The organism is Vibrio sp. 10N.261.55.A10, assembly GCF_041470825.1.
Classification (GTDB): domain Bacteria; phylum Pseudomonadota; class Gammaproteobacteria; order Enterobacterales; family Vibrionaceae; genus Vibrio; species Vibrio crassostreae_C.
Map to the genome: position 1 here is coordinate 1 of NZ_JBFRNC010000051.1, position 13,766 is coordinate 13,766.

At 45.4% G+C, this 13,766-nt stretch carries 13 protein-coding genes and 1 riboswitch; of the genes, 10 read left to right on the forward strand and 3 right to left on the reverse strand.

The genetic code is table 11. The annotated features are described in order from the left end of the window. The first annotated feature begins 250 nt into the window (after positions 1-250). From AB4274_RS16125 to thiH, 8 genes are all read left to right on the forward strand, one after another. Entirely contained in the window at positions 251-1,633 is a 1,383-nt protein-coding gene (locus tag AB4274_RS16125) for a multicopper oxidase family protein (protein ID WP_372098575.1), read from the forward strand. A gap of 100 nt (positions 1,634-1,733) precedes the next feature. Beyond that, complete coding sequence (gene crcB / locus AB4274_RS16130) at positions 1,734-2,117, forward strand: fluoride efflux transporter CrcB (RefSeq protein WP_004736665.1); 384 nt, start codon at positions 1,734-1,736, stop codon at positions 2,115-2,117. A 62-nt stretch (positions 2,118-2,179) separates the two neighbouring features. Then, positions 2,180-2,278, forward strand: a riboswitch (TPP riboswitch). 130 nt (positions 2,279-2,408) lie between these two features. Beyond that, positions 2,409-4,358: a phosphomethylpyrimidine synthase ThiC gene (gene thiC / locus AB4274_RS16135; RefSeq protein WP_372112602.1), complete on the forward strand. Its 1,950-nt coding sequence runs from the start codon at positions 2,409-2,411 to the stop codon at positions 4,356-4,358. Beyond that, positions 4,358-5,650 (forward strand): thiamine phosphate synthase, encoded by a 1,293-nt coding sequence (locus AB4274_RS16140; RefSeq protein WP_372112604.1) that lies wholly within the window; start codon positions 4,358-4,360, stop codon positions 5,648-5,650. The genes thiC and AB4274_RS16140 overlap by 1 nt, the downstream gene beginning before the upstream one ends. Then, the gene (locus tag AB4274_RS16145) at positions 5,640-6,422 is read left to right on the forward strand and encodes a ThiF family adenylyltransferase (RefSeq protein WP_372112606.1); all 783 of its coding nucleotides are present in this window, start codon (positions 5,640-5,642) and stop codon (positions 6,420-6,422) included. The genes AB4274_RS16140 and AB4274_RS16145 overlap by 11 nt, the downstream gene beginning before the upstream one ends. Beyond that, entirely contained in the window at positions 6,419-6,628 is a 210-nt protein-coding gene (gene thiS, locus AB4274_RS16150; protein ID WP_372112608.1) for a sulfur carrier protein ThiS, read from the forward strand. The genes AB4274_RS16145 and thiS overlap by 4 nt, the downstream gene beginning before the upstream one ends. Before the next feature lie 2 nt (positions 6,629-6,630). Then, positions 6,631-7,395: a thiazole synthase gene (locus tag AB4274_RS16155; protein WP_004736659.1), complete on the forward strand. Its 765-nt coding sequence runs from the start codon at positions 6,631-6,633 to the stop codon at positions 7,393-7,395. Between the two features lie 7 nt (positions 7,396-7,402). Continuing rightward, positions 7,403-8,530, forward strand: a complete 1,128-nt coding sequence (thiH, locus tag AB4274_RS16160; protein ID WP_372112609.1) for a 2-iminoacetate synthase ThiH — start codon at positions 7,403-7,405, stop codon at positions 8,528-8,530. A 143-nt stretch (positions 8,531-8,673) separates the two neighbouring features. On the opposite strand, the gene AB4274_RS16165 is transcribed toward thiH, so the two are convergent. Both AB4274_RS16165 and AB4274_RS16170 read right to left on the reverse strand, forming a co-directional pair. Next, positions 8,674-10,464, reverse strand: coding sequence for an aminopeptidase P family protein (locus AB4274_RS16165; protein ID WP_372112611.1), 1,791 nt, complete (start codon positions 10,462-10,464; stop codon positions 8,674-8,676). 122 nt (positions 10,465-10,586) lie between these two features. Further along, a complete protein-coding gene (locus tag AB4274_RS16170) occupies positions 10,587-11,528 on the reverse strand; it encodes a LysR substrate-binding domain-containing protein (protein WP_004736656.1) in 942 nt (313 codons plus the stop codon). A gap of 101 nt (positions 11,529-11,629) precedes the next feature. Between AB4274_RS16170 and AB4274_RS16175 the strand changes: the two genes are divergently transcribed. Both AB4274_RS16175 and AB4274_RS16180 read left to right on the forward strand, forming a co-directional pair. Then, complete coding sequence (locus AB4274_RS16175; RefSeq protein WP_372112613.1) at positions 11,630-12,829, forward strand: multidrug effflux MFS transporter; 1,200 nt, start codon at positions 11,630-11,632, stop codon at positions 12,827-12,829. 102 nt (positions 12,830-12,931) lie between these two features. Next, positions 12,932-13,213, forward strand: a complete 282-nt coding sequence (locus tag AB4274_RS16180; protein WP_004736654.1) for a hypothetical protein — start codon at positions 12,932-12,934, stop codon at positions 13,211-13,213. Between the two features lie 93 nt (positions 13,214-13,306). Here the strand turns inward: AB4274_RS16180 and AB4274_RS16185 are convergent, their stop codons facing one another. After that, a complete protein-coding gene (locus tag AB4274_RS16185; protein ID WP_372112615.1) occupies positions 13,307-13,765 on the reverse strand; it encodes a DoxX family protein in 459 nt (152 codons plus the stop codon). Between the last annotated feature and the right edge of the window lies 1 nt (position 13,766).

Here is a 13,766-nt window from a genome sequence, read left to right on the forward strand (position 1 = left end):
GTCAGTGTTATTAAGGCTATCCATGGCTAAATTTCACAATAATTCATCAATCTTAATTAGATCACATTTTTACTTTAATTGGTATTAGTCGGTAATTCCTGCTTTTAATAAAACCTGGCCTTAAAAGTGTAAGTGCTTACTTATCCCAGTCTCTTTTATAAACAACCAACAGCACAAACTACGCTTCTTTATGAGAACTGTTCTCAATATTTTGTTAAATTTTAGTCGTTATTACTAAAAGGCAACAAATATGGATATCTCCCGTCGTAAGTTTATTCAATCATCTCTCGCTATATCTGCACTCACTGTACTGCCCGCTTGCTCAATGAAACGGTCGGTTGATGAACAAGGAAAGTATGTTTATGACTTAACGGCAGAGCCTTCAACCGCTGAACTCGTGACGGGGTTTGAGACTGATATTCTAGGCTTTAATGGTCAGATTCCAGCACCAACGATTCGATGTCGACAAGGTGAAAAGGTAACGATCCGTTTTACCAACAAGCTATCAGAACCGACAACTATTCATTGGCATGGTTTAAGGATTCCTATCGAAATGGATGGGGTTCCCTTCTTGAGCCAACCACCGATCATGCCAGGTGAAACATTCATTTATGAATTTACGCCACCAGATGCTGGCACGTTTTGGTATCACCCACATATGAACAGCGTTAAGCAGCTTGGTATGGGCTTGGTTGGTCTAATTATCGTTGAGGAGAGCATTCCAGTGCCGTTTGATGAAGAGCACGCACTGATGCTTAAACATTGGCATATAGATAAGAAAGGCCAATGGAAAGATCTAATGATCCCACGACTCAGTGCTCGTATGGGTACGCCAGGAGAGTGGAGTAGCGTTAATGGAATACATGAGCCTGTCTATGAGTTAAAACAACATGCAACAACCAGGCTACGTATCGCTAATGTCGACAATACGATCACTTACCCTATAGCTGTCGAAGGGGCTGAGGCATGGGTGATTGCCATTGATGGTAACCCTGTAAAAACACCTTATAAGCTGACGCAACATAAAATTGGTCCAGGGATGCGAGTGGATATTGGACTGATAGCACCCAAAGCCGGTGGGCGAGTTAGCGTCCTTCAAATGAAAGGACGCTTTCCTTTCTCTTTGTGTGAGTTCGAGGTTGTAGATTCAACCCTTGTTGAGAATCGCTCTCTGCCTTCTTTACCCCTTAATCCTGTGCCCAATTTAGATTTGGCTAATGCAGAAGAAATCGACTTTTTATTTGAATGGGAAGGGGCGGTTTCTCCAGTATCTAAAGATGGTAAATCTATGCCTAAGTTTTGGCTAACTAATAAACGAGCATGGGAGGGGATGAGCAAAGATAATATCCCTGAACCGTTGGCGACTTTAGAGCTGGGAAAAACCTATATATTCGATCTTAAGAACGTCACTCAATATCATCACCCGATTCACATTCACGGCCATACATTCACTGTATTGGAACTTGATGGGAAGAAAGTTGAAGAACCTTTCCATACTGATACAGTGTTACTTGGAAAAAATGGCCGAGCTAAAGCTGCATTTGTAGCCGACAACCCTGGCCGCTGGATGTATCATTGTCATGTTATAGAACACATGAAAACGGGTTTGATGGGATATATTGAAGTTAAGTGACACCTGTAACGTTTAATATTTGCGCATGCATTCTTAGTTTCTACCCTCGCTTTTATCGGCGTTAAAGCTAGAATATAGGGATTATTGTTTGGGAGGATTCATGGGTCAGTTATCTATTCTAGGTTTTATCGCCATCGGTGGCGCGTTTGGTGCTTGTTCACGTTACTTGATTTCAGAGTTATGCGTTGTGATGTTAGGGCGTGGTTTTCCTTACGGTACGCTGACTGTTAACGTAATTGGCTCTTTGATTATGGGATTGCTCATCGCCGCGTTTGAAAATGAGATGGTTGCGACGGAGCCGTGGAGACAAATTATCGGTCTTGGTTTCCTTGGAGCCCTGACGACATTTTCTACGTTTTCGATGGATAACGTGCTTCTTATGCAGCAGGGTGCGTTCTTCAAGATGGGGCTCAATGTACTGCTCAATGTGGTTCTCAGTATTTCAGCCGCATGGATCGGCTTCCAACTTCTGATAAAGTCTTAAAACTTTCTTACGATTTGTTAACAACTCGGCTTGGTTTATCCAAGCCGTTTTTATATACTCGATCGTACTTGTCGGAGTGCCATATGGCTGAGACCGTTAACTCGGGATCCGTTGAACCTGATCAGGCTAATACCTGCGAAGGGAACAAGAGTAGATATCTAACTAGAATCCTTCTAGAGATCTATCTCCAGATCACAACTGCATTTTCTTGCTGTGATCCCTCTTGTAGCATCTTATCCGTCAAGCATTTTTATCCCTATAAATAATGGCTAAAAGCCAAGGAAAAATGCTATGTCGAGTCGTAAACAAGCAAGACTGGAAGCGAAGAATTTCATTGATTCTTTATCCGTACAACCTTATCCAAATTCAAAAAAAGCTTATATCCAAGGATCTCGCGAGGACATTCAAGTCCCTGTACGAGAAATATCACTAGCAGATAGCCTTGTTGGTGGTACCAAAAAAGAGCCTGTATTCGAACCTAATGCACCAATTCATGTATACGACACTTCTGGTGTTTATACTGACCCTACGCACGAAATTGACCTTTACAGTGGCCTTCCTAAGTTACGAGAGCAATGGATTGAAGAGCGTGGTGATACAGAACTATTAGACGATGTAAGTTCTGTTTATACCAAAGAGCGTTTAGAAGATGAAACTCTAGACGACCTTCGTTACGGTAATCTGCCTAGAATTCGTCGCGCGACTGGCGATCAATGTGTTACTCAGTTGCACTATGCTCGTCAGGGAATTATCACTCCTGAGATGGAGTACATTGCGATACGTGAGAACATGGGACGTCAGAAATTTGCTGATGAGCAGCTAAACCACCAACACCCTGGCCATAATTTTGGCGCAAACCTGCCGAAAGAAATCACCCCTGAGTTCGTGCGTAAAGAAGTCGCTGAAGGCCGAGCTATCATTCCGTCGAACATTAACCATCCTGAATCCGAGCCGATGATTATTGGACGAAACTTCTTAGTGAAAGTGAACGCCAATATCGGTAACTCTTCAGTAAGTTCTTCGATTGAAGAAGAAGTTGAGAAGCTAGTATGGTCAACTCGTTGGGGTGGAGATACCGTGATGGACCTTTCTACTGGCCGTAATATCCACGAGACTCGTGAATGGATCCTACGTAATAGCCCAGTGCCGATTGGTACGGTTCCTATGTATCAGGCGCTTGAGAAAGTGAATGGCGTAGCCGAAGACCTTAACTGGGAAGTGATGCGCGATACTTTGATTGAACAAGCGGAGCAGGGCGTTGATTACTTCACTATCCATGCTGGTTTGCTTCTTCGTTATGTTCCTATGACGGCTAAGCGTGTGACAGGTATTGTTTCTCGTGGTGGCTCTATTATCGCGAAATGGTGTCTTGCACATCACCAAGAAAGCTTCCTATACACACACTTCCGCGAGATCTGTGAGATCTGTGCGAAGTACGATGTGGCTTTGTCACTAGGTGACGGCCTACGTCCTGGCTCTATTGCAGATGCCAATGATGAGGCTCAGTTCTCGGAGTTACGTACTCTAGGTGAGTTAACTAAAGTGGCTTGGGAATACGATGTTCAGGTGATCATTGAAGGTCCTGGACATGTACCTATGCATCTTATTAAAGAGAACATGGATGAGCAGTTAGAGCACTGCCATGAAGCGCCTTTCTATACGTTAGGCCCGCTGACCACTGATATTGCACCGGGTTATGACCACATTACCTCTGGTATTGGCGCGGCGATGATTGGTTGGTACGGCTGTGCGATGCTTTGTTATGTAACACCTAAAGAGCATTTGGGCTTACCAAATAAAGAAGATGTGAAGACTGGCTTGATTACTTACAAGCTGGCAGCACATGCAGCAGACTTGGCAAAAGGGCATCCGGGCGCACAAATCCGAGATAATGCATTATCTAAAGCTCGTTTTGAATTCCGTTGGGAAGACCAATTTAATCTAGCTTTAGATCCAGAAACAGCCCGTTCTTTCCACGATGAAACCCTGCCACAAGAATCGGGCAAGGTTGCTCACTTCTGCTCTATGTGTGGACCTAAATTCTGTTCAATGAAGATCTCTCAAGAAGTTCGAGAGTACGCGAAAGACACTGAACAAGTGGCTGCTGATCAGGCTATCGAGATTAAGATGCTTGATAATCCGTTGGAAGGGATGCGTCAGAAATCACAAGAGTTCCGTGATACTGGCTCTGAACTTTATCACTCAGCAGTAGGCGCAAAAGAAGCTCAATTAGAGGAATAATGACAGTGAAGATTCTTATCCCATCTCAAAATATTGAGCTAACGGGAGAGGTGCAAAGCTGTCTATTGGTTGCTAAGCGACAAGGCTTGGCAACCGATGCAGTTGAGTTGGGTGTAAGCCCAACTCAATGCTTCTCTATCGTTGATGCTCAGCAAGCGTTATCTATTGGTTTTGCTCATGATGTTGATTCATTGGCGGAGTGTCGCTCAAGTGAGCTTGATCATATCGTTTATTACAGTCATTCAGTGGCGCTAGCTGGTGTCCGCGATGCCTTGGCACAAACTCCGAATACCATCTATATCGGTGTCTTAGATGACTCAGCTGCATTGGATATCTGGTCACAGCTAGATTCTAATCGTGCTATCAAGAGTGAAACTCCAGCTCATCAGGAGTTAGATAGTCGTGGCCACTTTGCTTGGTTACTTACTTTGTTGGCGTTGGAATTCCCATTAGAAGATGCACTGGTTTTAGCTCGCGCAGCATCTAGTGTTTCACGTGGAACATGGCCAGCAAACTATCAAAACTTTCCTATTCCCGTTCTCGAAGATGAGCGACTGGATATTAGTGTTGGTTGGGCGCACCAAGGAACATCACTGTCGTTCCCGGAATTGAGTAAGAGTAGCCTAGGACTATACCCAGTGGTTGATGATGTTGAGTGGATCGAAAGGCTGCTCAAGCTTGGAATTAACACAGTTCAACTGCGTATTAAGAACCCACAGCAAGCAGATTTAGAACAACAAATCGCGCGATCTATCGAACTCGGTAGAGAGCACAACGCTCAGGTTTTTATCAATGACTATTGGCAATTGGCACTTAAGCATGATGCTTTTGGTGTTCATTTGGGGCAAGAGGACATCGAAGAATCCAACCTATCTCAACTGAGCCAAGCTGGTATTAAGATCGGTCTATCGACTCATGGTTATTACGAGTTGCTACGCATTGTGCAAATCAACCCAAGCTATATTGCGCTGGGGCATATATTCCCAACCACCACTAAGCAGATGCCATCGAAGCCTCAAGGACTTGTGCGTTTATCTCTCTATCAGCAGCTGATTGATACTATCCCATACACAGAAGAACTCACCGGTTATCCGACAGTTGCGATTGGTGGAATTGACCAGTCGACGGCCGCACAGGTGTGGAGTTGTGGGGTATCGAGCCTTGCTGTTGTACGTGCGATTACGTTAGCCGAAGAACCAAAGCAAGTGATTGAGTTCTTCGAAGCATTAATGGCTGACCGTTCTTCAGGTGCTGCTAAAGAGGTAACTCAGGAGCTAAGTCATGCTGAATGATTTCGAATTCATTCGTTATCAACGACAAATTGCGTTACCTGAAGTCGGTGAGCAAGGGCAACGAAACCTATTAAACAGCCATGTGTTAGTGATTGGTTGTGGTGGCTTAGGCAATGCTGCCGCTCTTTACCTTGCGGCTTCGGGGGTCGGAAAGATCGTGTTGGTTGATGATGACTGTGTGGATTCGTCTAACCTGCAACGACAGGTCGCGTTCAAAGAAAGTCAGTTAGGTTCGCCTAAAGTCGAAGCTATGAAGCAACAACTGACTGAGCTCAATAGTCGCAGTCAAGTTAGAACCATCAATCAGCGAATGAGTGACAGTCAGCTTGAACTTGAAGTGATGCTCGCTGATTTGGTGTTGGATTGTACTGACAACTTTGCGTCACGCCAGCAGGTTAACCAAGCGTGTTTCGGCAGTAATACACCTTTGATTTCTGGATCTGCAATCGGTTGGAAAGGCCAGTTTATTGTCTTTGATTATCAGAATCAGAAAGGGTGCTATCACTGTTTGTTTCCGTTCAGTCATCATCCACAAACGACTCGTTGTAGTGATAGCGGCGTCATAGGCCCGGTTGTTGGCACCATAGGTAACCTTCAAGCTTTGGCTGCTATTCAACGTTTAACTCGTGGTGAGTTTCAGGTAGCAACACACCAGCTCAAACTGTTCGATGGCCAAACGATGAACTGGCAAAACTTAATGGTCACTCAAGATAATGAATGTTCCGTGTGCAGTGCGTCTGCAGTTAAGCATTTAGAAGAAGAAATCCAATGAGTCATATAACGATCTCTATAAACGGGCAACCAGAACAGGTCGCGCACTTGTCGTCTCTAGCGGACATTATCCAAGCTCTATCATTACCTGATCTAGGTTGTGTATTTGCAATCAATAATGCGGTTGTCCCGCGCAGCCAGTGGCAACAAACTGTCGTCAATGAAGGCGATGCTATTTCTCTTTTCCAAGCCATTGCAGGAGGCTAACCATGTTAACTATCGCTGATAAAACGTTTCAATCACGACTCTTCACTGGAACCGGGAAGTTCGCAAACAAGCATTTGATGGCGAGTGCTATTGAAGCTTCAGGTTCGCAACTGGCAACCATGGCGTTGAAGAGAGTCGATATTCGCTCTGAGCAAGACGACATTTTACAACCAATCATTGATGCTGGCGTGAACTTGCTACCGAATACCTCTGGGGCGAAGAGTGCAAAAGATGCCGTCTTTGCTGCGCATTTGGCTCGTGAAGCGCTAGGCACAAACTGGCTTAAACTGGAAATTCACCCAGATCCAAAGTACTTGATGCCAGACCCAATTGAGACGCTTAAAGCTGCTGAGCAACTGGTTAAAGATGGTTTTGTTGTGTTGCCTTACTGCCATGCCGATCCAGTATTGTGTAAACGCTTGGAAGAGGTGGGTTGCGCTGCAGTTATGCCGCTGGGCGCACCTATTGGTTCAAATAAGGGTATTGCGTCTGCAGACTTCTTAGAGATCATTATCGACCAAGCGAATGTCCCTGTGATTGTGGATGCAGGCATAGGCGCACCATCGCATGCTGCTCGTGCAATGGAAATGGGCGCAGACGCTGTGTTAGTGAATACTGCGATTGCGGCTTCTCAACAACCCGTCGATATGGCGATTGCCTTTAAGCTGGCAGTTGAAGCGGGTCGTATGGCTTACCTTGCTGGGCTTGCAGGAAAAGTATCTCACGCGGTTGCTTCGAGCCCGTTAACTTCATTTCTAGACGAGTAGTGTACCTATGACGTTTGTTGATCGATTTAAACAGCTCAACTGGGATGACATTGGTATGTCTATCTTCAGTAAAACGGCAGCGGATGTTGAACGTGCTCTGAGTAAACCCAAACGTGACTTAGAAGACTTTAAGGCTCTGATCTCTCCGGCGGCAGAACCTTACTTAGAGCAGATGGCACAACAGTCGTTGGCGCTAACTCGTAAGCGATTTGGCAATACAATGTCGCTTTACATTCCTTTGTACCTCTCGAATCTATGCGCTAATGCGTGCACGTATTGTGGCTTCTCAATGGAGAACCGTATCAAACGTCGCACGCTTACTTTGGATGAAATTGATGCCGAAAGTGCGGCTATCAAAAAGATGAAGTTCGATAGCATTTTGTTAGTCACCGGTGAACATGAAACTAAGGTCGGGATGAATTACTTTCGACAGGTGTTGCCGAATATCAAAAAGCAATTCAACTACCTTGCGATGGAAGTGCAGCCGCTTGATCAACATGATTACGCAGAGCTTAAAACTCTCGGCCTAGATGCTGTAATGGTTTACCAAGAGACTTATCAGCCAAGAACTTACGCTGAGCATCATCTACGTGGCAATAAAATGGATTTTGAATACCGTCTTGAAACCCCTGATCGCCTAGCAAAGGCGGGGATAGATAAGATAGGTATTGGCGCTTTGATTGGATTGGAAGATTGGCGAACCGACTGCTTTTTTGTTGCTGCTCACTTAGATTACTTAGAGCGTACTTATTGGCAAACACGTTACTCAATTTCATTCCCACGTCTTCGTCCGTGTGAGGGTGGAGACTCTGGTGGTGGATTACAGCCTAAATCAATCATGAACGATAAACAGCTGGTTCAGCTTATCTGCGCATATCGACTCTTGAATCCTGAGGTCGAGTTATCCCTTTCGACCCGTGAATCGGCAACTTTCCGCGATAACGTGTTGCCTTTGGGTATCACCAGTATGTCGGCAGCTTCGAAAACCCAACCCGGTGGTTATGCTTCGGGTGAGGAAGAACTCGAGCAGTTTGAGATCAGTGACGAGAGAAGTGCTGCTGATGTTGAGTCGATGATTCGTCAGCGTGGTTTCGACCCAGTGTGGCGAGACTGGCACAGTGCCTATTCTGGTTAATCAACATATTGGTTGATGTTCCACGTGAAACATCGATGTAATGATACAGGCAAATAAAAACGGCTACCTTTGGGTAGCCGTTTTGCTATTTGCTATTTAACCTAGCAAGCTCATTTTGGTTCAGTTAACAGCTTAGCGAAGCATTAAGCGTGAGCCAATGGAGTGGTTGATTGGCGTAACCATTCCAATGTATCACCTTCAACTAATGGGCTAACGTCGTTCCAAACTTTCTGATGGTAGTCGTTCAGCCACGCCAGTTCAGGTCGTGTTAGCAAATCAACATTGATGTTGCGCTTATCGATAGGGCAACGTGTTAGCGACTCAAAGGTTAGTACTGAGAAATCACCTTGAGTTGGAAGTTCAACAACCAGTTCTAGGTTCTCGATACGGATACCAAATTCATCAGCACGGTAGTAACCCGGCTCGTTTGATAACACCATACCTTCAACAAGAGGTACGTCGATCAGCTTCTTAGAGATGCTTTGCGGTCCTTCATGAACACTTAGGAAATGACCAACACCGTGACCAGTACCGTGGTCGTAATCGAAGCCTTCTGCCCATAAGTGCTGACGCGCTAGGATATCTAGTTGGAAACCACGAGTTCCCTGAGGGAAACGTGCACGTGCAATGCCGATATGACCTTTAAGTGCTAGCGTGAACTGCTGGATCATTTCGTCGCTTGGTTGGCCAATCGCGATAGTACGAGTGATGTCGGTTGTGCCGTCTAGGTACTGACCGCCTGAATCGACTAGGTACAGAGTATTCATCTCTAACTGACCTGGTTCAGGTTGATTCTCATGGTTGTAGTGACACATTGCTGCGTTACCGCCTGCAGCTGAAATCGTGTCAAAACTTAGGTCCATCAATGTTGGGTCTTGCTCACGGAATGATTGTACTTTGTCAGCCAATACCGCTTCGTTGTGTAGGTTACCTTGCGCGACTTCTGCATCAATCCAAGATAGGAATTTCGCCATCGCAACACCATCACGAATGTGACACGCTTTCATGCCGGCAATTTCAGTTTCATTCTTTGCTGCCTTTGGCATTAGACATGGGTCTGCTGCTTCAATGAGATGAGCGCCAGCGTTTTGTAGAACCAGCGTGTACCAAGCGTTACTGGTACCTGAATCGACAGATACATTTTTGCCTTCCAAAGATTGAAGGCGTGCTTCAAGCTCAGATGGGTGAGAAACGCGAATACCATTACCAACGTGAGCTTCAAAGCCAGCCGGGATGCGTGCTGGGTCTAGGAAGAAATCGACGCTTTCATCGGCGTGAATGATCGCGTTGGATAACACAACAGGTAGGCGAGATACGTCCAAGCCACGAATGTTAAGCAACCAACATATTGAGTCAAGCTCGGTAAGGATAGCGGCGTCCGCACCTTTTGCTTTTAGTAAGCCAGCAATCTCCGCGCGCTTACTCTCGCTTGATTGACCAACGGCGTTTGTTGCCATTAAGCGCACATCAGACACGACAGGCTCAGGGCGATCAGACCAAAGCTCATCAATTGGGTTTGCTGGGAGCGTTGTTAGCTCAACTTTCTCTGCTAGTTTTGCTTGTGCGCCTTTCAGCCAAGCTGCTGTGTGCATGCGTGGGTCGAATGCAACCTTACTACCTTGTGGCAATGAATTGATGATCCAATCTAAAGCCGGTTCTTCAATAAGGTGGCGATACTCAAATAACTCTACTGGCACTTGCTTACGAACCTGAACGGTGTAGCGACCATCAACAAAAATAGCAGCAGTTTCACGAGTGATAACAGCGGCACCTGCAGATCCAGTGAAACCTGTTAACCAGTGAAGTCGCTCGTTATGAGCGGGAACGTATTCACCTAGATATTCGTCTTCGTGTGGAATGATAACGGCATCTAGGTTGTTTGTTTCAAGCCAAGCTCGAACCGCAGCAACGCGTTCAACAGTGATATTATGCATCTGTGTTTATCCTTATTGTTAGGGTCCTTGTTAACACTCACAGTCGATATATATGCGAGGGGACTTATTAGGTCAATAAGCTAGCGCTTTTGTTCGTTTGCTGCAAACGCTGTACGCCATTTTTATCTAAGGTGCAGAGTTTTTTCTTTGATGATATCTCGTAGCCAAGTTAATGCTGGGTCATTTTCTCTGTCACGGTGCCAAAACAGAGTGTATGCCATCGGAGGAAATTCCATTGGTAAAGGCACAACCACTAAGTCGAGTTGTTTAGCGACGAGGTAAGTAAAGTGGCTTGGTGCGGTAAACACAAAGTCGGTATAGGTACACAAGCTTGCTGCACTATTGAAGTCTGGAACAGAAATAGCGATATCTCGCTGATGACCAAGATCAGCCAGTTTGTAGTCGAGCAGCCATCGATCGTTCCCATCACATCTTACTTGTACATGACGCTGCGCAAGGTAGGTTCCCAAATCCCATTTACCACTTAGAGCAGGGTGGTTACGCCTTAATACACACATCTGTGCATCACGGTAGATCTCTTGTTCGCAGATGTCGTCTGGCGGCAGCATGGTTAAGCGCGCGTCGTTGATGTCGATGTCTTTACCTGTGAGTCCGATATCTAACTCACCAAGCTGTAGCTTCTTAAAGGTTTGTTCGGTCCACGCGTGGGTGTTGATATTAACCTTAGGTGCTTGTCGAAATATCGCCGGTAAGAAGTGAGGAAGAATCAGCGGGTAAACACTCTCAACGGCAGCAATGTGAAAACTATGGTCGCTGTTGTTGGGAATGAATGTCTCAGGCTGAGTGAGAACATCAAGTTGGTTGATCAACGTTTCTAACCGAGGCTTAAGGAAAACAGCTTTCGGTGTTGGACGTAGGCCATGAGCACTTCGTGTGAAAAGGGGGTCATTAAATTGTTCACGAAGCTTGGCTAGCGACTTACTCACAGCCGATTGACTCAAGCACAATCGATGCGCAGTGCGAGTGACACTCAGCTCTTCCATCAGCACCTGCAAGCAAACCAATAGATTGAGGTCGAGGCGTGATAGTTTCTCGATATTCATGTGAGTTTCCTATTTGGAATAATGCTAATGAGTATATGCCATTTTTGTTCATATCTTTAGTTGGTTATTATGCACCTAAATTAACTCATTCGGAGAATCTTGTGCCTTCTAACGCGCTTCCAACCCCTAGTAAACTGCAGGTTGCTTTATTGGCAATGCTGGTTCTATTTAGCCCTCTGGCTATAGATATTTATCTTCCAGCTCTGCCACAAATTTCAACAGCGTTTCACGTGGAACACGCACTAGCACAAGATACGATTACTTGGTTTTTATTCGCCATGGGTGTCGGGCAATTATTTGCAGGCCCTTTGGCTGATAAGTTAGGACGTCGAACCGTTGCATTGGGAGGTGTTAGTATCTATGCATTGAGTGCTTGCTTGGCGTGGGCATCTCAATCGATTGATATGATGCTAATAGCTCGGCTGCTACAAGGCTTAGGAGCTTGTGCGACTTCTGTAGCAGCCTTTGCGACGGTTCGCGATCTATTTGGCCCTGAGAAGAGTGGCCGTATGATCAGTTACCTCAATGGTGCCATTTGCTTTATTCCTGCACTAGCACCGATTCTGGGTGCTTGGTTAACTCAACAGTTTGGCTGGCGCTCGAACTTCAGCTTCATGGCTGTGTTCGCTGTCGTGGTTGGCACCATTTTGTTTTTCCAAATGAAAGAGTCTAATCCGGCGACAGAAAAGGTCGCGGTGTTCAAACTTGAGCGTTACTGGTCGGTATTGAAAACACCATCATTCATCTTCCATGCAACTTTGTGCTTAATGGCGATGGCAGTAATCCTTGCTTACGTTACCTCTGCACCTGTTGTGCTGATGGAAAACCTAGGTTTGACGATGAATGAGTTTACATTCTGGTTTGGCATCAACGCGGTTATCAACATCACGGCTGCATTCACTGCGCCGAAGTTTATGGATCGTTTTGGTACTTACAAAGCATTGGTTGTCGGTATTTCAACGCTTGGCTTAGCGGGTGTGGTTATGTTGGTGCTTGCTGAGCATGCTAGCGCGATCGCATTCATGCTGCCGATTTTCCTATCTTCAGTTGGCTTCGCTTGGATTCTTGGTGCCGCAGCCGGTAAGGCACTTGAACCTTTTGGTGACCGTGCGGGTACCGCAGCTGCGTTGCTTGGCTTGTTCCAAATGAGTGGTTCAGGACTGCTTGTTGGTACGATGCAACGTCTTGATTTAACGTCTCAAGTGATGATTGCTCTGCAAATGTTCCTTATTGTTCCTGCATTGTTAGTGCTTGCGAGCAAAGCGGGTAAGTCGTGGCACACGACGTTTGCTAAGGCATAAGTCTCAAGGGTGACAAAATATACAAATGGCGGTTTGCGAAACGTTAAAACATGGTATATTTGTCACTCATTGAAACGTTAGTCCCCAACGGAAAATACTGTAATGTCATTAACAACCTACGAAATGGCGCGCATCTTAGAACAAATGGAAGATGCACCTGAAAAGGTCATGTTTGGTAAATTGCTTAAAGAGCTAGGAAACCAAAGTGAAGAGCGTATTCGCAGTGCGGCAAAACAAGTTCCAATTGATACTTTGCGAGATATCATTTACCAATTTCAACGCGTGGTTGAATCTCGTAAAGGTGAACAAGTTCAGCTACTAGCAAAAGAGCTAGCCGAGCAAGGTATCTCTGCTGAAGAGCTACAAGCTTTTCTAAACAAGTAACAAGTAGTTTATTCCAGATAAAAAGAAACCACTCAATTGAGTGGTTTTTTGCGTTTTGGACCTATGTAAATTTAGAGACCATGGAAAAGAGGTTTAGTTTTTGAACTGCGCTTTTAAGATTCTATCAAGTGAAAATGGTCCAGCTCCCCATACCACGACGATAAGAATCATTAATCCCCAAAGCTGATGATCATAGAAGCCTTGTGCCCACAATACAGGGTATGACACGACGGCCATGATATTGAAAACGAACAGCACTGCAGCCATTGGTCGGGTTAACAAGCCAAGCGCTAAGAATACCGGCAGAATCAATTCAGCTGCGGTACCCATGTAAGCGGCCAATTCCCAAGGCAAAAGAGGCACTTGGTATTCCAATTCAAACAAGTAAAGGGTGCTATCCCAAGTGGCTATTTTGGTGAGTCCTGAATTAAAGAAGACCCACGCCACCCATAGGCGACAAAACAGAAGTAGTACGGGAACAAAAAGTGCCTGTGATTTCTCAATCAAACTGTCGTATTGAGCCATCATGTTCGTGGCTGTGTTGTTATCCATA